This window comes from Pseudomonas sp. CBZ-4 (genome assembly GCF_000346755.1).
Taxonomy (GTDB): Bacteria; Pseudomonadota; Gammaproteobacteria; order Pseudomonadales; family Pseudomonadaceae; genus Aquipseudomonas.
Genome location: NZ_ANNV01000101.1, coordinates 33,585 through 55,841 on the forward strand (window position 1 = coordinate 33,585; position 22,257 = coordinate 55,841).

Annotated in this window: 17 protein-coding genes and 2 pseudogenes; 6 read left to right on the forward strand and 13 right to left on the reverse strand. The window is 61.7% G+C overall.

The window, feature by feature from the left end:
• Nucleotides 1-17: 17 nt before the first annotated feature.
• The 6 genes and pseudogenes from B348_RS0112340 to B348_RS0112365 all read right to left on the reverse strand — a co-directional run bounded on the left by B348_RS0112340 (nt 18) and on the right by B348_RS0112365 (nt 8,305).
• A complete protein-coding gene (locus tag B348_RS0112340; RefSeq protein ID WP_017736423.1) occupies nt 18-929 on the reverse strand; it encodes a glycosyltransferase family 2 protein in 912 nt (303 codons plus the stop codon).
• Nucleotide 930: 1 nt separating this feature from the next.
• Complete coding sequence (locus B348_RS0112345) at nt 931-2,391, reverse strand: mannose-1-phosphate guanylyltransferase/mannose-6-phosphate isomerase (RefSeq protein WP_017736424.1); 1,461 nt, start codon at nt 2,389-2,391, stop codon at nt 931-933.
• A pseudogene (locus B348_RS0112350) lies at nt 2,391-3,831 on the reverse strand (undecaprenyl-phosphate glucose phosphotransferase). The gene B348_RS0112345 and the pseudogene B348_RS0112350 overlap by 1 nt, the downstream one beginning before the upstream one ends.
• A gap of 428 nt (nt 3,832-4,259) precedes the next feature.
• Nucleotides 4,260-6,746: a TonB-dependent receptor gene (locus B348_RS0112355; protein WP_017736426.1), complete on the reverse strand. Its 2,487-nt coding sequence runs from the start codon at nt 6,744-6,746 to the stop codon at nt 4,260-4,262.
• Between the two features lie 106 nt (nt 6,747-6,852).
• Entirely contained in the window at nt 6,853-7,803 is a 951-nt protein-coding gene (locus tag B348_RS0112360) for a FecR domain-containing protein (protein WP_017736427.1), read from the reverse strand.
• Complete coding sequence (locus B348_RS0112365; protein ID WP_017736428.1) at nt 7,790-8,305, reverse strand: sigma-70 family RNA polymerase sigma factor; 516 nt, start codon at nt 8,303-8,305, stop codon at nt 7,790-7,792. The genes B348_RS0112360 and B348_RS0112365 overlap by 14 nt, the downstream gene beginning before the upstream one ends.
• A 159-nt stretch (nt 8,306-8,464) precedes the next feature.
• On the opposite strand from B348_RS0112365, the gene B348_RS0112370 reads away from it, so the two are divergent.
• The gene (locus tag B348_RS0112370) at nt 8,465-9,094 is read left to right on the forward strand and encodes a LysE family translocator (protein WP_017736429.1); all 630 of its coding nucleotides are present in this window, start codon (nt 8,465-8,467) and stop codon (nt 9,092-9,094) included.
• Between the two features lie 86 nt (nt 9,095-9,180).
• Here B348_RS0112370 and inhA read toward each other — a convergent pair whose 3' ends face one another.
• On the reverse strand, nt 9,181-9,861 hold the full coding sequence (gene inhA / locus B348_RS0112375; protein WP_017736430.1) for an isonitrile hydratase: 681 nt from the start codon (nt 9,859-9,861) through the stop codon (nt 9,181-9,183).
• 90 nt (nt 9,862-9,951) lie between these two features.
• Here inhA and B348_RS0112380 point away from each other — a divergent pair, with 90 nt between their 5' ends.
• Entirely contained in the window at nt 9,952-10,944 is a 993-nt protein-coding gene (locus B348_RS0112380) for a GlxA family transcriptional regulator (protein ID WP_017736431.1), read from the forward strand.
• On the opposite strand, the gene B348_RS0112385 is transcribed toward B348_RS0112380, so the two are convergent.
• The 5 genes from B348_RS0112385 to B348_RS0112405 form a co-directional block, all read right to left on the reverse strand.
• Nucleotides 10,890-11,804: an alpha/beta fold hydrolase gene (locus B348_RS0112385; RefSeq protein ID WP_017736432.1), complete on the reverse strand. Its 915-nt coding sequence runs from the start codon at nt 11,802-11,804 to the stop codon at nt 10,890-10,892. The two genes, B348_RS0112380 and B348_RS0112385, sit on opposite strands and share 55 nt — an antisense overlap.
• A gap of 71 nt (nt 11,805-11,875) precedes the next feature.
• On the reverse strand, nt 11,876-12,811 hold the full coding sequence (locus tag B348_RS1000000131925; RefSeq protein WP_017736433.1) for a GNAT family N-acetyltransferase: 936 nt from the start codon (nt 12,809-12,811) through the stop codon (nt 11,876-11,878).
• Nucleotides 12,808-13,287 carry a cysteine hydrolase family protein gene (locus tag B348_RS0112395; RefSeq protein ID WP_017736434.1) on the reverse strand — a complete coding sequence of 160 codons (480 nt, stop codon included), beginning with the start codon at nt 13,285-13,287 and terminating at the stop codon, nt 12,808-12,810. The genes B348_RS1000000131925 and B348_RS0112395 overlap by 4 nt, the downstream gene beginning before the upstream one ends.
• Nucleotides 13,288-13,326: 39 nt before the next feature.
• A complete protein-coding gene (locus tag B348_RS0112400) occupies nt 13,327-15,153 on the reverse strand; it encodes a glycoside hydrolase family 15 protein (protein WP_017736435.1) in 1,827 nt (608 codons plus the stop codon).
• Nucleotides 15,146-15,946, reverse strand: a complete 801-nt coding sequence (locus tag B348_RS0112405) for a glucose 1-dehydrogenase (protein ID WP_017736436.1) — start codon at nt 15,944-15,946, stop codon at nt 15,146-15,148. Before B348_RS0112405 ends, B348_RS0112400 begins: the two co-directional genes overlap by 8 nt.
• 181 nt (nt 15,947-16,127) lie before the next feature.
• Between B348_RS0112405 and bglX the strand changes: the two genes are divergently transcribed.
• From bglX to B348_RS0112425, 4 genes and pseudogenes are all read left to right on the forward strand, one after another.
• Nucleotides 16,128-18,389, forward strand: a complete 2,262-nt coding sequence (gene bglX / locus B348_RS0112410; RefSeq protein WP_017736437.1) for a beta-glucosidase BglX — start codon at nt 16,128-16,130, stop codon at nt 18,387-18,389.
• A gap of 72 nt (nt 18,390-18,461) precedes the next feature.
• Complete coding sequence (locus B348_RS0112415) at nt 18,462-18,962, forward strand: sigma-70 family RNA polymerase sigma factor (RefSeq protein WP_017736438.1); 501 nt, start codon at nt 18,462-18,464, stop codon at nt 18,960-18,962.
• Between the two features lie 14 nt (nt 18,963-18,976).
• Nucleotides 18,977-19,924 (forward strand): FecR family protein, encoded by a 948-nt coding sequence (locus B348_RS0112420; protein WP_017736439.1) that lies wholly within the window; start codon nt 18,977-18,979, stop codon nt 19,922-19,924.
• A 97-nt stretch (nt 19,925-20,021) separates the two neighbouring features.
• Nucleotides 20,022-20,741, forward strand: a pseudogene (locus tag B348_RS0112425) (secretin and TonB N-terminal domain-containing protein); the annotation flags it as partial.
• Between the two features lie 336 nt (nt 20,742-21,077).
• Here B348_RS0112425 and B348_RS0112430 read toward each other — a convergent pair.
• The gene (locus tag B348_RS0112430) at nt 21,078-21,461 is read right to left on the reverse strand and encodes a hypothetical protein (protein WP_017736441.1); all 384 of its coding nucleotides are present in this window, start codon (nt 21,459-21,461) and stop codon (nt 21,078-21,080) included.
• Nucleotides 21,462-22,257 lie beyond the last annotated feature (796 nt).

Here is a 22,257-nt window from a genome sequence, read left to right on the forward strand (position 1 = left end):
CCTGTGGGTCATGCTGCTCACCTCCAATAACCGGGAAACATGCTGATGCGCCGCTTGAGGGCGAGGGGGAGGCGGCGTTCCTGATGCCCCAGCCGGTAGCCGAGCAACTTGAACGCGCTGCGCACCAGGACTTCGGGGACGCGGTGCAACGCACCGGCTGCGCGCAGTGCCGCGAGCTCAGCCAGTACGTAGCGTTTACCTTCACCGCCGGCATCGCCGAACGCTTCACGGATCCACGGCTCGCGGCCGTAGAACACGCCAATGTCGAAGTAGCGGTGAAACTCATCCATGAGCGTGTAATCGTGGGAGTGATACACCTGCGCGCTGGCGGCATAGCGCACCTTGTAGCCGTCGAGCAGCAGGCGCGCGGCGACGTAGGCGTCTTCGCTGCCGATCACATCGGCGGGAAAACCACCCACCGCGTCCAGGGCGCTGCGCCGGTACACGGAAAACGAGTCGGAGCTGAAGCAGGTCTTGATCCCCAGCTCCGGCGCATCGGCCAGGCTCTTGCTGCGGCTCTGCGCCGGGTAGTTGAAGTGCCGTGACTGTGCACCCAGCACCCCGGCGCCGGGGTGCGGCAATTGGCGGCCGTAGGCGACGCCGTTGAGCGGGTCTTGCTGCAACTCGGCGAGCAGGTTGGCAAAGGTCTCGGGGCTGGCGGGGATGGCGTCCTGGGTCATCACGATCAAGGCGTCGCCGCCCACGTGCTCGCTGGCCCAGCGCCGGGTGCCGCCGTGGTTGAAGTCGCGGGCATCGATCACCTCGACCCGGGCGCCGAACTCCCGGAAACGCGCCACGCTGTCGTCGCTGGAGGCGCTGTCGACCACCAGGGTTTCATCCGGTTGCAGGCTTTGCATGGCCAGCGCCGGCAGCAGGCGCGCCAAGTGGCTGGAAGCGTTACGGGTCGGGATGATCAATGAAGTGCGCATGTCATTTTTTCACGTCAGCCGGGGCGCGCCCGTAGATGTCGTCGAAGCGCACGATGTCGTCTTCGCCCAGGTACTCGCCGCTCTGCACCTCGATCATCACCAGGTCGATGATGCCGGGGTTGGTCAGCCGGTGTTTGTGCCCGGCCGGGATGTAGGTGGACTCGTTGGCATTGATCAGGAACTCGCGCTCGCCATTGGTGATTTGCGCCGCGCCGCTGACCACTACCCAGTGCTCGCTGCGGTGGTGGTGCATCTGCAACGACAGCGACGCCTGGGGCTTGACCACGATGCGCTTGATTTTGAAGCGGCTGCTTTCCTCCAGCACCGTGTAGGTGCCCCACGGCCGGGTGACGGTGCGGTGCAGGCTGTACGCCGGATGGTTCTGGCGCTTGAGCTCGGCGACGATGTAGCGCACATCCTGGCTGCGATGGGCGTCGGCGATCAGCAGCGCATCGGGGGTGTCGACGATGATCAGGTCGCGCACGCCGACCGCGCCGAGTACGCGCTTGGGCGAGTCGATGTAGCAGTTGTGCACGTCATGCAGAATCGCCTCGCCATTGATCTGGTTGCCATGGGCGTCGCTGGGCGTGAGCTGGCGCAGCGCTTCCCACGAACCGATATCGCTCCAGCCGATGTCGCAGGGCACCACGGCGACTTGGCGGGACTTCTCCATCAGGGCCACGTCGATGGAAATATCCGGCGCGCTGGCGAATGCATCCGCATCCAGTTCACGCTGGCGCGAGGTTTTGTTTTGCAGGCACTGGCTGTGTTCCAGCGCGGCTTTGGCGGCGGTGAGTACGTCCGGCGCATGAGCCGCGAGTTCGTCCACCAGGGTGCTGGCCTTGAAGCAGAACATGCCCGCGTTCCACAGGTGCCTGCCGCCGTCGAGGTAGGCCTGGGCGGTGGCCAGGTCGGGTTTTTCGACGAAGCGCTTGACCCGGTAGCCGCTGCCCAGGGCTTCGCCTTGCTCGATGTAGCCAAAGCCGGTTTCCGGGTGGTCGGGCTGGATGCCGAAGGTCACCAGGTAGCCGGCCTCGGCCAGGTCGCGGGCCCGGGTGACGGCTTCGGCGAACGCCACTTCGTTGAGGATCAAGTGGTCGGCGGGCATTACCAGCAACTGCGCGGCATCGCCAAAATGCTCCTGCACATGCAGCGCCGCCACCGCGATGGCCGCAGCGGTGTTGCGCCCGAACGGCTCCAGCAGCAGGTCGAGGGGCAGGTGGGCCTTGTTCACTCCACGGTAGTCATCCAGGGTGCGAAACAGCAGGTCGCGGTTGGTCACCGTCAGCACGTTTTCCACGCCGGGCAGTTTGGCCGCGCGCTGGAAAGTTTTTTGCAGCAGGCTCTGGCCATCGCGCATGCGCATGAAGGGCTTGGGCATGTTCTGTCGCGACACCGGCCACAGCCGCGTGCCCGAACCCCCGGAGACGATGCAGGGGATCAATCCGTTGAGGGTGTTCATCAATAGACCTCCTTGGTGGACAGGACGGCGGGGACCGTCATGAAGACGATGTACAGGTCAAACCACACCGACCATTTGGAGATGTACTCCAGGTCGTATTCCACGCGTTTCTGGATCTTGTAGAGGGTGTCGGTTTCGCCCCGAAAGCCATTGATCTGCGCCCAACCGGTGATCCCCGGCTTGACCCGGTGGCGCGAGCTGTACTCGCTCACTGCCACTTCAAACGGCACGCCGGCGGCCTTGGTGGCGGTGGCATGGGGGCGCGGGCCGACCATCGACATGTTGCCCAGCAGCACGTTGAACAGCTGCGGCAGCTCGTCGATGCTGGTCTTGCGGATGATCCGCCCGACGCGGGTGATGCGCGGGTCCTGGCGGGTGGTCTGGCGTTCGGCGGTGAAGTCGCTCTGGTCGGTGTACATCGAGCGGAACTTGAACACGCGGATTTCGTTGTCGTTGTAGCCGTAGCGGTTCTGGCGGAACAGCACCGGGCCCTTGGAGTCGAGCTTGATCGCAATCGCCGTCGCCACCATCACTGGCGCCAGGCACACCAGCGCCAGGCTGGCCAGCAACAGGTCTTCCAGGCGCTTGATCACCGGCGACCAGCCCCGCAGCGGCAATTGCGAGGTGTTGAACATGAGGATGCCGCCGACGTCGGTGATCTTGCTGTGACCGTAGCGCAGGGCGGCCATGTCCGGCACCAGCATGACGTTCACCGACATCTGCCGCAGGCGATTGACCAGCCCGTGGATGCGCTGCTCGGCCGCCCACGGCAGGCAGATCATCACTTGGTTGACCTCCTCGGAGCGGATCAGTTTTTCCAGCTCGCGGGAGTTGCCCAGCAACGGCAGGTTGCTCAATTCCTTGGGGATACGTTCGGTGCGGTCGTCGATAAAGCCGATCAGGCCCGAGCGGATATCGCCATTGCGTTGCAGGTGGTCGGCGACGTGCACGGCGGTGTCGGTAAAGCCCAGGATCACCGTGCGTTGCAAGTATTTGCCCTTGCGCATCAGGTTGCGGTACAGGCGCAGCATCAGCAGCCGTTCAAGGCAGAACAGCCCCAGGCTGGCGAAGTACCAGGTGACCAGGTTGCGTGGGGTCAGCTGTGGGAAGGATTGCAGGATCTGGTACATGAACAGCAGGATGCAAAACGCCGCGGACCAGGCCTTGACCTTGGTTTTCAGGCGCAGGCGGTTGCTGAACAATTCTTCGGAGTAGATGCCCAGGGCCTGGAACAGAATGATGGTGAGCACCGCAAAAAACAGCAGCAGCCCAAGGAAGTGCGGGCGCAGTTCGGGGGCCACCGGGTCAATGAAATACACCAGGACGAGCGGGGGCAGGATGGCACTCAGGCCATGAATGAATTTGACGAAAACAACAAAAAACTCAACAAAACACGGCACGTGTTAAAAACAAACTGTCAACGGACGACTTCTTTCGCATACAGCATCCCTCATTGCACTCCAGACTTTCTGTTCGGCTGTTTGGTCAATAAGGCAGCAGGCTGCTTAGTGGCCAGTCGAACTACGGCTACTCTGGGTAATACGCAACTATCCAAGTCAAATGCGGCGCGTCATTTGACGGGATTTGCGGGGTGGTGACTTAAGGGAGTGTTTCCTTGACCTGCCATGTCAATAAGTTGACCGTGGTGCGGATGTGCCGTTTAGGGCGCTTGGGTAGCAGGTCGTTCGGCATTTTCTTGACATTCCTTGTCTTAACACTCGGTCTGGGGGTGTGATTTTGAGTGTAGGAACAAATGTGAGAATTTTCCTGCCGAACGGGGAAAGCTTTTTCAATCGGAAGTAGGAAAGGGGGACAAAGAGGGAGTGGACAGGCACGCTAAGTGCCCGCCCACCGGGACTTTCGAGGGATCAGAAGTTGCCTTTCAAACTAACCGTGAAATTGCGCGGTTCACCATAAAAGTTGCCCCACGACGCTGTACCGACAGTGTTGTAGTAGCTTTTGTCGAACAGATTGTTGCCGTTGAGCGCCACGGTCCAAGTGTCGTCGAGGCGGTACGCCAGCCGTGCGTTCCACACCGCATAACCGGCCTGTTCCAGCTTGATGGTCTGCATGCGGTAGTTGCTGCTCTGGGCGTTGACGCCGGTACCGACGCTCCATTTCGACAGTGCGCCGTCGAGCTGGTAGTCGCCCCACACCCGCAGCATATGCTTGGGCACGTAGGTGTTGGATGAGCCGCCTTCGAGGGCGCTGTCGATGTTCTTCAGGGACTTGGTCTGGGTGTAGGTGTAGCCGCCAGACACCTGCAGGCGTTCGAGCACTTCACCGCTGACTTCGGCCTCCACGCCCTGGGCGCGCACCCGGGCGGTGTCGGTGTAGCAATAGCCATCGGCGGAGGTTGCACAGAAGCTGGCGTAGTCGGTTTCGGCGCCGTTTTTCTCGATGGCGCGGAACAGCGCCAGGGAACTGTTGAGGCGGCCGTCGAACCATTCGCCCTTGATACCCAGCTCATAGTTGTCGCCGATCTTCGGCTTGAGCGCGGCGCCATCGGCGGTGGCGTAGGCGCTTTGCGGCTGGAAGATATCCGCGTAGCTGGCGTACACCGACAGGTGCTCGTTGAGGTCATAGATCAGCGCGGCGAACGGCGTGACTTCGCCGGTTTCCCGGGAATGCGCATCCTGCAACGACCACTCGCCCCAGCCGAGGCTGTAGGACTGGCGACGGTTGTCGTACCAGCTCACGCGGCTGCCCACGATGAACATCAGCGGTTCGGCCAGGCGCAGGCGCAAGGTGGCGTAGGCGCCGTACTGGGTGGCAGTTTCCTTGATCGTGCTGCCACGGTACATGTTCGGCCAGAAGGTGTTGTCGGCCGGCTCCGGCAAGTGGTGGTTGGGCGTGTAGATGCCCTGGCGCGTGGGCAGGTTCTGGATCGCGTACACATCGTCCTGGGTGCCACGGCTGCCGTTGGCGCCGAGGATCAGCTCGTGTTCCAGGCCGAAGGCTTCGAACTTGCCGTCGAGGTAGGCGTCGAGGCCGTAGTCGCGGTGGTCGTAATCCATCAGCGCGGCGTAGGACAGGGCGGTGGGCGCCGGGTCGCCGTATTGGATAGTGCCTTCGCTGGCGGCGTACTTGGTGTCTTGCAGGTTGCGGCTGTGCACGGCCGCGACCTTGAGTTTCCAATCGTCGTTGAGTTGCTGAGTGAGATCGACGAAGTAGGTGGCGCGACGGCTCTGCCAGTCGTTCCAGGATTGGCCCAGGCACGTCGAGCGGCTGAGGTTGGCGCTCTTGCCGTCGGCATAACGCGGCAGGCCGCCCCAGCACGGGGTGGCATCGACGTCTTCGTAGCTGGCGCCGATGCCCAGGGTGGTGTCGGGGCTCAGGTCGACGTCCAGCGCGCCATAGAATGCCTGGTCCTTGCGCTTGGCGATGTCCATGTACGAGCCGCGATCCTGCTGGCTGATCGCCACACGGCCGCGCACGGTGCCGCTGTCATTCAGCGGGCCGCCGGTGTCGAGGTCGGCGCGGTAGTTGTCCCACGTGCCGGCGGACAGCGACAGGCTGGTGGTGGGCTTGGCCTGGGGCCGCTTGCGCACGAAGTTCACCGCGCCGCTGGCGGTGCCGGCGCCCTTGAGCATGCCGGCCGCACCCTTGAGCACTTCCACGCGGTCATAAATCGCCATGTTGGCGCTGAAACTGTCGGCCTGGGCGTAGTCCTTGCCCATGTCCAGCGGTACGCCGTCGTACTGGTACTGGCCGAGCATCTTGAAGCCACGGGAATAGAAGTACTTGCCGCCCATGGGCGACTCGTAGCTGGTGATGCCGGGCGTGCGTTCCATCACGTCGTCGATGGTGGTGACGTTCTGGTCGTCCATCAATTGGCGGGTCATCACGCTGACCGATTGCGGCGTTTCCCGCAGGCTGTGTTGGCCTTTGCCGATGGTCACCGCGCCGGTGGTGTAGGAACCGGTGCCCTCGGTAGTGGCGCCCAGGCGGTCGCCAGTGATGGTGGTGGCGCCCAGGTTCAGCGCGCCGCTGTCCGCCACCTGCGGCAGCAGCAACCAGGTGCTGTTGCCTTGACGCTGGGCTTGCAGGCCTTGGCCGCGCAACAACTGGTCGAGGGCCTGTTCTTGGTCGAAGCGGCCATTCAGGCCGGTGCTGGTCTTGCCGGCGACGCTGTTGGCGTCATACGACAGGCTGATGCCGGCCTGGCGGGCGAACTGGTCCAGGGCATTGGCGAGGGAGCCGGCGGCGATGTGCCAGTCGCGGGCCTGGGTATCGCTGGCCGGTGTCTCGGCCAGCACGGCCAGGGGCAGGGCACCGCCGCTCAGGCAGGCGCCCAGCAGGGCGGCCTGGACCGCGCGCTTGAGGGGGGAACGGGGGGAGGGGAACGCTTGCATGACCGTGGGCTGCTCCTGAAGGAAGTGGAAAATACCGGCCTGTTGATCGGCCTTTCCTTACAGGTCGAACGGCAATGCGAATTCACCTCATTTATTTTTCAACGGTTTACACCCGGGGGGTGACGGTCACCCAATAACGGCTGCGGTAGGTGACATCGACGTTGAGCGATTGCGCGACCAGCGTCAGCACCTGATCGGTATCGCTCAGCTGATAGGTGCCCGACACCCGCAATCCGGCCACTGCCTCGCTGCAGCGCAACAGCCCGTTGCGGTAGCGCGCCAATTCGCTGAGGAAATCATCCAGGCGCATGTCGTGGGCGCTGATCACGCCGTCGCTCCAGGCCCAGGGGTCGAGGCCGTTGGCGATGGGCGGGCGAATGCCGTGGCGGTCGATCAGCACCGCTGCGCCGGGCGGGATCACTTGGCGGGCGCTGGCGTCATGGCGGTCGGCAAACACCGCCACGCTGCCCTGTTGCACCGCGATCAACGTGCCTTGGGCTTCTTCACGGACCAGCAAGCGCGCGCCTTGGGCACGCAGGTCGGCGTTGCGGGTCAGGACCCAGAAGGGACGACTGTCGCCACTGGGCTGCACCACGATTTCGCCTTGGCGCAGCTGCACCTTGCGGCGTTCTGCGTTGAAGGTGGTATCGATTGCGGTGGCACTGTTGAGTTGGACCTGGCTGCCGTCGTCCAGCGTCACCCGTCGTTGTTCGCCGGTGGCGGTGCGGTAGTCGGCCACCAGGGCGGGCAGCGGCGTGTAGTCGCGGCCGAACCAGGTCAGCCCGGCCGCACCGGCCACCAGGCCCAGCAACTTGAGGCTTTCACGGCGGCTGATGCGTTGCCGCGCGCCGCTGAGGGTGCGGCGCCCGAGCTGGGCTGGCAGGTGGTTGAAATCGTCATTCATGGTCGCCACGCGCTGCCACACCTGCTGGTGTTCGGCGCTGCTGTGCAGCCAGCGTTCAAACGCGGCGGTGCTGGCGTCGTCGGCGACATTGAAGCGCAGCTTGATCATCCACTGGATGGCCTGGTCCACCAGGCGCGGGTCAGCATTCCTCATAGCGCAACCGATAACAGGCGTGCAGCGCCTTGGCCAGGTCGCGCTCCACGGTGGCCTTGGACACGCCGAGACGCAGGGCGATTTGCGCACAGGTCAGGCCGTCCAATTGGGCGAGCAGGAAGGCTTCGCGCACGCGCGGCTTGAGTTGGTCGAGCAGGCGGTCGATGCGCTCCAGGCTGTCGAGGATCAGGCGCCGGGTTTCTTCCGACGGCACCTCGGCCTGTGGGAAATGCGCGAGGCTTTCGAGGTAGGCGCGTTCCAGTTCGCGGCGCCGGTACTGGTCGATCATCAGGCTGCGGGCGATGCTGCTCAGGTACGCGCGCGGTTGCTGCAAGGTCTGCTGTTTGCGCGCGTTGAGCAAGCGCACAAACGTCTCCTGCGCCAGGTCGGCGGCATGCTCGCGGCAGCCGGTGCGGCGGTTCAACCAGCCGTGCAGCCAGGAATGGTGGGCAAGGTACAGCTGGCCGATAGCGGCAGGGTCCAGTGGGTGATCGCTCGACATGGGCATCCTGGCACAGCAGTCATAATTGATAATGTTTCGCATTCTAAGCGTTGATTGTGGCAATGAGCAATCACTGGCGCGCAATGTATCCAGCACAATTTTTTGTTGGCCCGACGCGTGCGGATTACGCTCCGGGTTTTTCTCGGTGGAGGCTTGAGCATGATCGACCTTGCAACCCTCGCGGTTTTCTGCGGTGCTGTTTTGCTGTTGCTGTTATCGCCGGGGCCGAACATGGCCTTTGTCATCAGCCACGGCGTGAGTCACGGTTGGCGCGGCGGTATGGCCTGCGCACTGGGCATCGGCGTGGCCGACCTGTTGCTGACCGCGTTGACTGCCACTGGGGTGACGGCGCTGGTGGCCAGTTGGCCGCCGTCCTTTGACCTGATTCGTTATGCGGGGGTGGTGTACCTGCTGTGGCTGGTGTTCAAGACCTTGCAGAAAAGTCCGCGATTGGACACCGCTCACGCCCACCGCGTACCCCTGCGGCGGGTGTGTGTGCAAGCGATGCTCAACAGTTTGCTCAACCCCAAGGCGTTGTTGTTTTTTGTGGTGTTTCTGCCGCAGTTTGTGCGGCCGCAGGCGGGATCGATTGCCGTGCAACTGATGGTGCTCGGTGGCGTTTTGACCGTGATTGCAGCCGTGTTTCATGGGGTGCTGGGCGCATTTGGTGGTGCGCTGAGCCGTTTCTTTGCCGGGCGCCCGCACAGCGCCTGGTTACAGAAATGGGGGCTGGCGACGGTGCTGACGGTGTTGGCGGTGCGGTTGGCGGTGATGTCGCGTCCCAACTGACCCTATTGAAAGGTGGGAGGTAAAACTGTGGGAGCAGGCAAGCCAGCTCCCACATTTGATTGTATTCACACAGTGGGATTGTGGTGTCAGCCCAGCAAAGCGGCGGCTCGCGCGACAATCTCGCCACGGGTCTGGCGCGACTGCGCCGTGCGCTTGTGCGCTTCTTCCAGCACAGCCTTGGGCGCCGTATCCGGACGACCCGAGTCAAACGGCGGCGCCGGCGCATATTCAATCTGCAACTGCACCAGTTGCGCCGTCGCTTCGTCGTACAGTTCCGCAGCCAAGGTCAACGCGAAATCGATGCCAGCGGTGATGCCGCCTCCCGTCAACAGGTTGCCATCACGCACCACGCGCTCCTGCACGGGGATCGCGCCGAGCGGGGCGAGCATGTCGTGGTAGGCCCAGTGGGTGGTGGCCTTGCGCCCGCGCAGCAGGCCCGCTGCGCCCAATACCAATGAACCGGTGCACACCGACGTCACATACCGCGCGGTCTGCGCCTGAACCGTGAGGAAGTCGAGGGTCTGCGGGTCTTCCATCAACGCACCCACGCCGGAACCGCCCGGTACACAGATCACATCCAGCTGAGGGCAATCGGCATAGGTCATGGTCGGGGTGAACACCAGCCCGGTGCTGGAAGTGACGGGCGCCAGGTCTTTCCACACCAGGTGCAACGTCACGTCCGGCAGCGAGCCGAGGACGTCATAAGGGCCGGTGAGATCCAGTTGCTGGATGCCGGGGAACAACACAAAGCCGATCTGCAAGGTCATGGACAGCGCTCCGAGAAAGGGGTGGACGGCTTCACTCTAGGGGCCTAGGCTTTGGCGCATACGCCATTCAGCCCACAGATCACGCCAATCATGCCGCGAATCGTCCATGTCCTCGCTTTTGCCAATGCCCAGGTGCTCGACGTGACCGGGCCGTTGCAGGTGTTCGCCTCCACCAATGACCTGGCGCGCCAGCGCGGCTTGCCGTTGCCTTACGCGGTGACGGTGATTGCCGCGCAAACGGCGCCGGTGATGACCTCCGCCGGCCTGGCGCTGGTGGCCGAGCCGTTGCCGGCCATCGACGCGCCTTGCGACACCCTGGTGATCGCCGGCGGCTGGGGCGTATACGGCGCCGCCGACGACCCGGCACTGGTCGACTGGGTACGGGAAAAAGCCCGGCACACTCGGCGCATGACCTCGGTGTGCACCGGCGCCTTCCTGCTCGCTGCCAGTGGTTTGTTGGATGGCTGCCGCGTGGCCACCCACTGGACGCGCTGCGAAGAACTGGCGCGCAAATTCCCCGCGCTGACGGTGGAATCCAACCCGATTTTCATCCGCCAGGGCGCAGTGTGGACCTCCGCCGGCGTCACCGCCGGCATCGACCTGTGCCTGGCGCTGGTGGAAGACGACCTCGGCAGCGAAGTGGCGCTGGAAGTGGCGCGGCACCTGGTGGTGTTCCTCAAGCGCCCGGGCGGGCAATCCCAATTCAGTGTGACCCTGTCCCTGCAAAAGGCCGACAGCCGCTTCACCGAACTCCACGCCTGGATGGCCGAAAACCTCACCCTCGACCTGAACATCCCGACCCTGGCCGCCCAGGCTGGCATGAGCGAACGCAGCTTTGTGCGCCACTACCGCAACGAAACCGGCCAGACCCCGGCGCGGGCTGTCGAATTGATCCGCGTCGAGACGGCCCGTCGGCAATTGGCGGACAGCACGGCGTCGATTAAACGCATCGCCGTGCAATGTGGTTTTGGCAGTGAGGAAACACTGCGCCGGAGTTTTTTAAGGGCCTTAGCGGTGACGCCGCAGGCCTATCGTGAACGCTTTTCGCCGAGTAATTCCAGCAGTGCATCCAGCGTGGCTTGAGGTGCTTCCTGAGGGATATTGTGGCCGACGCCGGGCAAGATCCTGCGCCGATAAAAACCGCTGAAATGCTCCGCGTCATCATCGTCCACGGGCGGCGGCCCCACCCCGTCGTCCGCACCGCACAGGGAGATGCTCGGCACCGAAATCGCCGGTTGCAGGGTCAGCGCCCGTTCGATCGCTTCCAGTGCCGGGTCGCCCGGCGCGTAGATGAAACGGTGGCGATAGGAGTGAATCACCACCTCGACGAAATCCGGGTTGTCGAACGATGGCGCACTCTGCTCAAACAGGCCCGCCCCCTCGTCCCAGGACGGTGACCACAGCGTCCATAACAACTGGCACAGCTCACGGCGATTGGCGGTCAGACCGTCCACGCCCCGTTGGGTATGAAAGTAGTACTGATACCACAACCGATGCTCTGTCTCCGGCGCCCGAGGGGTGAGCGACTTGGCAATGTCCTGGATGTTGTAGCCATCCCCGGTTACCAACCCGCGTACGCGCTCGGGCCACAGCGCCGCAACAATACACGCGGCGCGTCCGCCCCAGTCGTATCCAGCCAGGGTGGCCTGGGGGATCGACAGCGCATCCATGAAGTCCAGCAAGTCCTTGGCCAACGCCGCCTGCTGCCCGGAGCGCATCACCTGCTCGTTGATAAACCGCGTCGGGCCGTACCCGCGCAGGTACGGCACCAATACCCGATAGCCCAACTCGGCCAGCGCCGGTGCAATGGCGTCATAGCCGCGCGGGTCATAGGGGAAACCATGCAGCAGGATCACGGGCGGTCCGTCGAGGGGACCGTGGGCTTCATACGCCACATCGAGCATGGAGGTGCGCACGCAGAGCAGCGGGGCGGTGGTGGTCATGGTGGGTGATTACCGACTGGCCAGGGATGCTGAAACTCTAGCCGATTGTTGTGGCGGGTTGGGGGCAGGGATTACTTGCTTGAGCCGGTTTGTCGAAGGCCGATGCAATTTCCCCACGGGTCGCGTACCTGACAAATCCAATGACCACCTTCAATCTCCATCGGCCCGCGATACAACGTCCCGCCCAGTTCCTCAAACCGGCGCAATGCCTGCTGCAAGTCGTCTACTCCCCAGTACACCACTGATCCTGCAGCCCCTGATGCAACCTTGTCATCGGCGTTGACGATCTCGAGGGCGACGCCTGCTACATCCAAATGGCCGAAGTCGTCAGGGTCATGATGAATGCGTGTCGCCAACGGAAAGGCGGCGGCATACCACTCGGTTGCCGCCCGCCAGTCCGGGACGTGAATGAGGATGGAGAGGATGGGCATCAGCCGAACAGAACCTCCCATACCTGTGTTTTTCTTGGCCAGCCACTCTTGGTTCAACAACCCCAATACACCCAGATCGTGTCGCTGGCCATTCCAAAACCCAGCCTCGCGCAACGTGCCTTCGGCTTGGAAACCCAGTCGTGCCAACAGCTGGAGCGACGCGGTATTTTGCGGATGCACCCAGGCTTCCACGCGATGCAATTTCATCTGTTCAAAACCCCAGTCGAGCATCGCCTGCAAGGCCTCGTGCATCAACCCTCGGCCACGCGCGCCGGGCGCTAGTTCACAGGCGAGAGCGCAACTGTTCCAGCTCTGGTTCCACTTGAACAGGCCACAACTGCCGATCAGTTTTCCATCGTGTTCGATCCCCCAGCGTGTGCCGGGGTTGGGTTGGCTGCGCCAGTGCGCGAAGGTTTCGATCAGGGATTCGGCCTGGGCAAGTTCGGTCATCGCGTCGGCGCCGAACCAACGCATGCTGTCGGCATCGCGGTGGATGTCGAACACTGTCGGTGCGTCGCTTGCCACCAGTTCACGCAGGCATAGGCGTTGGGTGTGTAGCGTTGGGAAAGGGCTCATGGTGTGGTTGTCGCTAAAACCTGCTCACGATCCACCACCTTGCCAAAGTGATGCCGCCACAGCTCCACCCCCAACTGCCCCGACCGATCCAACGACGAGCCCACGGTCAGATCGCTGATCAGCGTCGGCTGCAACCCCGCATCAAACAGCGCAAACCCCGCCGCCAGCACGCAGGTGTCGGTTTGTATGCCACACACCAATACACGCGCCGGCGCCAGGCTTTTGAGGTGGGCAATCGTCTCGGGCGTGGGCGCATAGCCGTGCTTGATGAAGATGCGATCTGCCGCGATCAGGCTGTCGTCATCCGGCGCCGGTTGCCAGCCGAGCTGGCGGGCAAAAGGGGTAACGCTTTCGTCGTGGCGCTCGACGGTGGCCACCGACGGCAGGCGGCCGAGCAGGGCGGTGATGCCGTCCACCAGCCACGCCGGTGGATTGAAGCACGGTTGCACGTCGATGATCAGCAGTACCTGGCGCATGGGGTTCCTGTCCGTAGCCGAGGGGCGGATCATTGTGCCTCAGGGCTGCCAGGTCGTCTTCTCCCCACTGAGCTTACGGTCGAGGAACGTTGCCGCGCTGATCAACGCCAGGTGGCTCAAGGCCTGGGGTGTGTTGCCCAGGTGACGGGCCTGGCTGTCGAACTCTTCGGCGTACAAGCCCAGCGGGTTGGCGTAGCGCAGCAGTTGTTCGAATTCCAGGTGGGCCTTTTCCACTTGGCCGGCGCGCGCGAGGCATTCGACGTACCAGAATGAGCACGCGGCAAACGCGCCTTCGGTGCCTTGCAGGCCGTCGATCTGGCTGTCGTCGTTGCGGTAGCGGTAGACCATGCCGTCGCGCACCAGGCTTTTCTGGATGGCTTCAAGGGTCGACAGCCAACGCGGATCGGTGGCCGCGACGAAGCGCACCAGCGGCATCAGCAGCATCGAGCCATCGAGCGCCGTGCTGCCGATGTGCTGCACAAAATGCCCGCGTTCTGCGTTCCAGAAGTTGCTCCAGATGTCGGCGTAGATCGCCTGGCGTGCCTGGTCCCAACGGGCGAACGGCGCCGGTAGCGAGCGCTTGGAGGCCAAGCGGATCGCGCGGTCCAGCGCCACCCAGCACATCAGTCGCGAATGCAGGAAGTGATGCTGTTCGCCACGCATTTCCCAGATGCCCACGTCTTCGCTGTTCCAGATTTCGCAGACCTGATCGGCGACTTCCACCGTGTGTTGCCAGCCGTCATGGGAGATGGCCTCGCCGTATTTGTTGACCAGGTACACCGCGTCCATCAGCTCGCCGTAGATATCCAGCTGGATCTGCCCGACCGCCCCGTTGCCGATGCGCACCGGCTTGGCGCCGCCGTGGCCGGCGAGGTGCGCCAGTTCGGTTTCCGGCAGTTCCTGGCGACCGTCGATGCCATAGAGGATATTGATCTTCATCGGCTGGCCGCAGCAGTCACTGACCCGCCCTTTGAGCCAGCGCATATAGGCGTTGGCCTCCTCGACAAAGCCCAGGCGCATGAACGCGTAGACGGTAAACGAAGCGTCGCGAATCCAGGTGTAGCGGTAATCCCAGTTGCGCTCGCCGCCGGGTGTTTCCGGCAGGCCGAAGGTGGCGGCGGCGATGATTGCGCCGTGTTTGCGTGAGGTCAGCAGCTTCAACGCCAGGGCCGAGCGATTGACCATTTCGCGCCAACGCCCGCGGTAGTTCGACTGGGCGATCCAGCCGCGCCAGAACGCCAGGGTGTGGGCCAGGGCAAGGTCGGTGCAGCGGCTGTCCACGCGTTCATCTTCCTGGCCGCCGAGGACAAATTCCGCGCCTTCGTCCTGCTTCAGGGTGAAGCGGGCGACTGCCGCACCCTCCTTGACGTGCAGCGGATGGCTGCCAGACAAGCGCAGGCCGGGCTGGCCGTCGGCGTTGAAGCACACGGTGCCGTTGTCGAGCGCGGCCTGGGTGGGCGCGCGTGCGTAGTCATGGCGTACGGCGCAGCGCAGGTGGATATCGGCCGTGCCGCTGACCACCCGCACGCGGCGAATCAATAGCGGCAGGTCGTCGATTTCATCGCTGATCACCAGCAGGTCGGTTATTTCCACCACGGCGGCATCGCTGAGCCAGCGGGTTTGCAGCACGTTGGTGTCGGGCAGGTAGATCTGCTCGCGGCGGGCGTTGGGCAGGTCCGGGGTGAGCTGGAAAATGCCGGCGTCGGGGCTGTCCAGCAGGGCGCAGAAGATCGACGGGCTGTCGAACTCCGGCCAGCAGAAGAAGTCGATGCTGCCTTTGTCGTTGACCAATGCGGCGGTGCGCATGTCGCCGATGATGCCGTGGGCGTCGATGGCGCTTTGCGCTTCGTTGTTTGACTCAACCATTGCCACGAAACTCCGGATAAAGGCTCATGCCGCCGTCGATGAACAGGGTGCTGCCGACCACGTAGTCGGAGGCGTCGCTGGCCAGCCACACCACAGCGTTGGCCACGTCTTCCACGTCGCCGACGCGGCCGTAGGGGATCAGCTTCAGCAACTCCTTTTCCGCTGCGCCCTCGGTGGCCGCGCGGTTGATCGGCGTGCGGATCGCCCCCGGTGCAATGCCGTTGATACGGATGCGCTGCTCGCTGACTTCCTGGGCGAGGGTGCGCATCAGCATCTCGACGCCGCCTTTGGACGCGGCGTAGTTCACATGCCCGGCCCAGGGGATCAACTGGTGTACCGAACTCATGTGGATGATTTTCCCCGCCGCCCGCGACACGCCTTCACGCACGCCCTGGCGATTGAAGAGACGCACGGCGGCCCGGGCGCAGAGGAACTGGCCGGTGAGGTTGACGCCGATCACTGTGTTCCAGTCGTCGAGGCTCATGTCCACCAGGTTCGCGTCTTTTTGCAGGCCGGAGTTGGCGACCAGAATGTCGAGGTGGCCAAAGGCGTCGAGGGTCTGGGCGAACAGGCGTTCCACGTCCGCCTCCTTGGACACATCACCGCCGATGGCAATCGCCCGGCCGCCATTGGCGTTGATCTGTGCCGCGAGGGCTTCGGCGGGGGCCGCCTGGGCGTTGTAATTGAGCACCACGGCCGCACCGGCATCGGCCAGGGCCTTGGCGGCACCCGCGCCGATGCCGGAGCTGGCGCCGGTGACCAGGGCGACTTGTTGCTGCAACGAGAGAAGCATGGGTCAACCACCATTGTCAGAGGGTTCAGTCAGCTGACTGGCGGGGCGGGGCGGAAGTTCAGCGCATGTGCCAATGGTGAGGGGCGCGGCCTTGAGCGGAAAAACTGGTAGTTCTGACAGTAGACGCGTTCATTCCGTGGGTTGAGGCTACAGGCGTGCAAGTGTCCAGAGGACGGACCCGGTGAGCAAATATTGGCTACTCGTGCTGCTGGTCAGCGGCTACGTCCTGGATGTTCATGCCCAAGTTTCCTCCGTAAAGACAGATTTCATCGAGCGCCTGCTGGCGCAAATGACGCTGGAAGAAAAAGCCGGCCAACTGGCGTTGGCGAGCTTTGATTTGAGACGGATTACCCCCCGCGACCTTGAGCGGATAGCCGAAGGCTCTGTGGGAGGTATTGGCGGCCGGCGTTCGCCACCGCTTGGGCGCGAGTTGCAGCGCATCGCCGTGGAGCAAAGCCGGCTGAAGATCCCTTTGTATTTTGCGCAGGACGTGGTGCACGGCATGCACACCATTTTCCCGGTAAGCCTGGCCCTTGCCGCCAGTTGGGACTTGTCGGCGATAGCGCGTGTGGGGCGGGTCAGCGCGCAAGAGGCGGGCGCCGAAGGCGTCGGCCTGACATTCAGCCCCATGGTCGACATCACCCGCGACCCGCGTTGGGGGCGGGTATCCGAAGGCTATGGTGAAGACACCTACCTGGCCTCGCGCATCGCCGCGACCCTGGTCAAGGCCTATCAAGGCGAAGACCTGCGCCGTGTCGACAGCCTGATGGCGACGGTAAAGCACTTTGCCTTGTATGGCGCGGTAGAAGGCGGGCGCGATTACAACAGTGTCGATATGAGCACTGCCACTATGTATCAGTTTTACTTCGAACCCTATCGCGCGGCGATTGATGCCGGTGCCGGGGGGGTGATGATGGCGTTCAATACGGTGGCGGGCGTGCCTGCCACGGCCAATCCCTGGTTGATCCGGCAGGTGTTGCGCCATGACTGGGGGTTCTCGGGGGTCACCCTGGGAGACTGCGCAGGGATTATTCAATTGATCGACCATGGCGTCGCGGCTGACGAGGGGCAGGCGGCGGCCCTGGCATTGCGTTCGGGCCTCGATGTGGCGCTTTGCGATGATGCTTACGTGAATGAGTTGCCCCGGCAGATACGCGCCGGGGCCGTCAGCAGCGAAGCCCTCGATGAGGCCGTGCGGCGTGTGTTGGGCATGAAGTACGACATGGGCTTGTTCGATGCCCCCTATCACAAGCTGCGCACTGAAGCGTTGCCACCGATTGAAACGCGCCTGCAACGTGACGCTGCGCGCAGCGTCGCGCGTGACACCTTCGTGCTGCTGAAGAATGCCGATCAGGCATTGCCGTTGCGCAAGCAGGGACGGATCGCATTGATCGGCCCTTTGGCCAAGAGTCGACGCGATCTGTTGGGCAGCTATTGCGGCAGTTGTGACGCCGACACCGTGGTGAGCATTTATGACGGCCTGGCGCAGGCCATGCGCGCAAAAGCGACGTTGCTTTATGCGCGCGGTGCGAACGCCAGCGACGATGGCGCGCTGATTGCGCGGTTGCAAGGCTACGACACGCCGCTGGATATCGATCCCCGTCCTCCGCGGGCACTGCTTGACGAGGCGAGGGCGGTCGCCCGGCAGGCGGATGTCATCGTCGCCGTGGTGGGCGAGCCGTGGGGCTTCAATGATGAGGCCAGCAGCCGCTCGCACATCGACCTGCCCTCCAGTCAGAAGCAATTGCTCAAGGCGTTGCGGGCGCTGGGGAAGCCTTTGATCATCGTCCTGGTGAATGGCCGCCCGATGGATTTGAGCGATGAACAGTCACAGGCAGATGCACTGTTGGTCACGTGGTACAGCGGCACCGAGGGCGGCAATGCCGTGGCCGACGTACTGTTCGGTGACTACAACCCGTCGGGGAAACTGCCGATGACCTTTCCCCGCTCCGTGGGGCAGATCCCGCTGTACTACAACCATTTGAATACCGGTCGCCCTTTCGATTCGGCCAAGCCCTTTAAATACACCACCCAGTACATCGACGAAGCAGAGGGGGCGCTGTATCCGTTCGGATACGGCTTGAGTTACACCCGTTTCGCGCTGTCGAACCTGCAATTGTCGGCACCCACGCTCTTGCGAGGTGGGACACTCAAGGCCAGCGTTGAGCTGGCCAATACCGGCGAGCGCGATGGCGAAACCGTGGTCCAGCTGTACATCCGCGATCCAGTTGCATCCATCAGCCGGCCGGTCAAGGAGCTCAAGGGTTTCCAGAAAGTCATGCTCAAGGCAGGGGAGCGTCGACGAATCGAGTTCACCGTGGGTGAAGCGGACCTGAAGTTCTATGACGTCCACTTGCGACACGTCGCCGAGCCTGGCGAGTTCAGGGTGCAGGTTGGGTTGGATTCTCGGGAAGTCATTGAACAACGCTTCGAACTGCGCTGACACGACGGGAAGCAATTGCCCGACTTAATAGGAAGCATTACTATTCACGCCCGCCTCCCCAGTGCCTCCGCGATGATTCCCCAGCCGCCCCGCAGAACAGGCTTTTTCGAGTACTACGAAGAGTTGATCGGCACCTGGACGCGCCGCCTGAGAAACCGTCAGCAGGCCGAAGACCTGGCGCACGACACCTTTGTGCGGGTGCTGGAGGCCCGTTCCAGCGAGGTTGAGCAACCGCGCGCCTACCTGCATCAGACGGCGCGCAATATCGCGGTGGACGCCCATCGCCGCGAAGACCGGCGCGAGGCATTGGGGCTGGAGGCCTTTGAGCAGAGTGCGCCCCACAGTGGCGACCCGGAGCATGTCATGCACGCGATCCAGTTGGCGGATTCCATCGAGCGGGCCCTGGCGGAGTTGCCGCTCAACTGCCGGCGGATTTTCATCTGGCAGAAAATCGAAGGCCTCACCCAGCAGGAAATCGCCGAACGCCTGGGGTTGTCCAAGAACATGGTGGAAAAGTATATGATCCGCACCCTGCGGCATCTGCGTGACCGCCTGGACGCGCTGGCCCCATGAACCAAGGATCTTCCATGATGGATACCCGTGCCCGAGACGAGGCTGCGCAATGGTTTGTGCGCCTGCAAGACGCCGAACTGAGCGCCGCTGAGCGTCAGCAGTTCGAGGCGTGGCGCCGGGAGCATCCCGCCCACCAATACGAATTCGATGTGCTGCGCGGCTTGTGGAGCGCCGCCGATCTGTTGCCAGAGGCGCGCCTGCAGGCGTTGTGCGCGGCGCCGGCCGAGCGCCCCGGGCGTCGCGCGGTGTTGCGTTATGCGGTGGCTGCCGGTGTGGTGGCGGTTGCCATTGGCCTGGGTGTGTTCAGCATTCAACCAAAGCCCTACAGCGCCGAGTTCAGCACGCGGTTGGGAGAACATCGCCAGGTGACCCTGCCCGACGGCTCGATGATGGAGTTGAACAGTCGCAGCGTGGTTGCAGTGCATTTCGAGAAAGGCCGGCGTGGTGTGGTGCTCAAAAGCGGCGAGGCGATGTTCAGCGTCGAGCATGACACCCGCCGACCGTTTGTGGTCGCCGCCGGGGCCGGGCAGGTCACCGTGACCGGCACCCGTTTTGACGTGCGCCGCGACGACGACCAGACCCGCGTGGTGGTCGAGGCCGGAACCGTCAAGGTGCAAGGGCGTGCAGCCGATGCCATCGTCACCCTCACGGCGGGGCGCGGCACGCACATCGACGGCCAGGGCAACGTGGTGCCGGCCTACGCGGTGAACGCTGAAGAGCTGACCGCCTGGCGCACTGGCAAACTGGTGTTCAACAACGCCACCTTGGGTGAGGTGGCGCGGGAAGTCTCACGCTACCGCGAGCAGCCGTTGCGGGTGGGCTCGGCGGCGGTGGGCAACCTGCGGCTGACCAGCGTGTTCAAGGCCAACGACACCGAGGCCTTGCTCAAGGCCTTGCCCCACATCCTGCCGGTGGCCGTGCGCGCGATGCCGGACGGCAGTCAGGAAATTATTTCACGCTGACATTCAGGTTTTTTCCGCGCTCGTCGTCTTCTCCTGCAACTGCAACTGGTTTGCATTAACGGCCGCACTTGCTTGCGATCACAGGACTCGATTCGACGTGAAAAAACTTGCTCGCCACAACAATAAAATCTCCCGCTGGGCGCCGCTGGCCCTGGCACTGGCCGTCAGCAGCGCGGCGTACGCCGCCGACGCCATCCATATCCAGGCCCAGCCCCTGGGTGCGGCGCTGAGCCAGTTGGGCCAGCAAACGTCCCTGCAAGTGTTCTTCAGCCCGGACATGGTCGCCGGCAAGCAAGCCCCGGCCGTGGACGGTAACCTCTCGCCGGAACAGGCCCTGCGCCAGCTGCTGCAGGGCAGTGGCCTGGACTACCAGATCGACGCCGGCTCGGTCACGTTGCGCCCGCTGAGCAGCGGCACCGGTGCAGCCGGCTCGCCGCTGGAACTGGGCACCACCGACATCAAGGTGGTCGGCGACTGGCTCGGCGATGCCAATGCCGAAGTGGTGCAGAACCACCCCGGCGCACGCACGGTGATCCGCCGCGAGGCCATGGTGGAGCAGGGTGCGATGAACGTCGGCGACGTGTTGCGCCGTGTGCCGGGCGTGCAGGTGCAGGAGTCCAACGGCACCGGTGGCAGCGACATTTCCCTCAACGTCGGTGTACGTGGCCTTACTTCGCGGTTGTCGCCACGTTCCACGGTGTTGATCGACGGCGTCCCGGCGGCGTTTGCCCCCTATGGTCAGCCGCAACTGTCGATGGCGCCGATTTCGCAGGGTCTAGCTGTTTCTAATAATTGTGATCTAGGTCGCCAAGCGGGTGGAGGCTCTGCATCCGCCTGATTGGGGGCCGGATACGGAAATAGCCAACGGAGTGATAATGGAAGGGGGGGTGAGGCTGTGGGTGATAGCTAATGGTTTGGAGATATATCCTTGAACCTATGGCTGCTTAGCTCAACGAAAAGATAGGCGGTATTTTCTACTCTGTGTGAGTAGGATATATGTCCGTGAAGGTCATTATTTGGTTTAAAGATACAAGTATGTATCGTGGCAGGATACATAGTGGTTGTAAATTCCTACGGTGTAGGAATGTGTATATCCGCAAAGCGAAAAATAGCTTCACGGGTATAAGTATGTAAAGTGGGGCTTTACATGTGTTTATAGTTTAATGTCCAGCTTTTCGATAATAGATTGCTTGTATTCGTCGGCTTCAATGTCTATTTTTATTTTTGCTTCTTTCCACTGTTCTTCATAAAGGTCTTGCCATCGTGCTACTAATGAATGGACAATCATATCAAGGTTTTGTTGTTTTACACTGTTCCCGCTTCTTGCAAACTCCTTGATTAGAACATCATTGGATATTGATTTGCAGCCTGAAAATGCTGCTATTAGCTTTTTAGCGAGGTTTGAGGTCATTCGGATATCATGAAGCTCATCCATTTCTACTATCTTTACGAACATGATTAAATATTTTTGACGCTCACGTCTTTTAAATCCACCAACCATACCGCCTATTTTTCCTGCATATTCCATCCTGTTCATAATTAGAACTCCTATGTTGTTATAATACCAATACCATAGGGTTTTGATATGTCAATGCTTCAAGGTCATATCTCCGAACCTTCAACTATTTCAGGTTTTGCTTCCGGGATATGTATTGTAGGAAATTGGCTACTTTCGATTTTTTTGAAATTTTAACGTCACCAATCCCCCACATTTTTTTGTGAAATTAATTTGAGAGCGATTTTTGAGTTTTTGCAGTGTCGTTTTTTGTTCTGCTTTGTGGCAAATTTCAACTAAGTGATTTGCTTAGGGTTGAACCCTATTTGCTCATTAACGTCCGACCTTATATTTATTTTCGTTTTGCTATTGACAAGGTTTTTTGCTGTAAATAAGCCATAATTCAATGGTTAAAAAATTAAATATCTAAAAAAATTCGATGAAAACGTTAAATTTTCACGGCAATTTTTTCAAGAAAATAATTTTTGTAAAAAGTCGATTTTTGGTTACTGCCCCAAATCGCTTTCGGGATATTTAGGCTTATCAGCCCAGTGAATGATATTCACCCATTTTGATGAATTTTGAAAAGTGTGAAATTTTCATTAGGAGAGAAATTTGATATGTATGTATACATACATATAGGTTGGGGGACATATCTCCGAACCTATGGAAGTATTGGGTTGAGTGGTTAACGCTGTTTTGGACTGTTTTTGATATAGGCTTTTTACACTACCCATAATGCTGCGAGGTATAACGCATTTGGCTATTTTAGGCGTGTAGTGGTGTGGCTTGGTGTCGTTGTATCAACGGAGTGGAAGAATGCCGATTTTGACCAATT

Coding starts and splice junctions, on each gene's coding strand:
- B348_RS0112340 (WP_017736423.1), bottom strand. CDS start 929: ATGCGCACTTCATTGATCATCCCGACCCGTAACGCTTCCAGCCACTTG.
- B348_RS0112345 (WP_017736424.1), bottom strand. CDS start 2,391: ATGAACACCCTCAACGGATTGATCCCCTGCATCGTCTCCGGGGGTTCG.
- B348_RS0112355 (WP_017736426.1), bottom strand. CDS start 6,746: ATGCAAGCGTTCCCCTCCCCCCGTTCCCCCCTCAAGCGCGCGGTCCAG.
- B348_RS0112360 (WP_017736427.1), bottom strand. CDS start 7,803: ATGAGGAATGCTGACCCGCGCCTGGTGGACCAGGCCATCCAGTGGATG.
- B348_RS0112365 (WP_017736428.1), bottom strand. CDS start 8,305: ATGTCGAGCGATCACCCACTGGACCCTGCCGCTATCGGCCAGCTGTAC.
- B348_RS0112370 (WP_017736429.1), top strand. CDS start 8,465: ATGATCGACCTTGCAACCCTCGCGGTTTTCTGCGGTGCTGTTTTGCTG.
- inhA (WP_017736430.1), bottom strand. CDS start 9,861: ATGACCTTGCAGATCGGCTTTGTGTTGTTCCCCGGCATCCAGCAACTG.
- B348_RS0112380 (WP_017736431.1), top strand. CDS start 9,952: ATGCCGCGAATCGTCCATGTCCTCGCTTTTGCCAATGCCCAGGTGCTC.
- B348_RS0112385 (WP_017736432.1), bottom strand. CDS start 11,804: ATGACCACCACCGCCCCGCTGCTCTGCGTGCGCACCTCCATGCTCGAT.
- B348_RS1000000131925 (WP_017736433.1), bottom strand. CDS start 12,811: ATGAGCCCTTTCCCAACGCTACACACCCAACGCCTATGCCTGCGTGAA.
- B348_RS0112395 (WP_017736434.1), bottom strand. CDS start 13,287: ATGCGCCAGGTACTGCTGATCATCGACGTGCAACCGTGCTTCAATCCA.
- B348_RS0112400 (WP_017736435.1), bottom strand. CDS start 15,153: ATGGTTGAGTCAAACAACGAAGCGCAAAGCGCCATCGACGCCCACGGC.
- B348_RS0112405 (WP_017736436.1), bottom strand. CDS start 15,946: ATGCTTCTCTCGTTGCAGCAACAAGTCGCCCTGGTCACCGGCGCCAGC.
- B348_RS0112415 (WP_017736438.1), top strand. CDS start 18,462: ATGATTCCCCAGCCGCCCCGCAGAACAGGCTTTTTCGAGTACTACGAA.
- B348_RS0112420 (WP_017736439.1), top strand. CDS start 18,977: ATGATGGATACCCGTGCCCGAGACGAGGCTGCGCAATGGTTTGTGCGC.
- B348_RS0112430 (WP_017736441.1), bottom strand. CDS start 21,461: ATGAACAGGATGGAATATGCAGGAAAAATAGGCGGTATGGTTGGTGGA.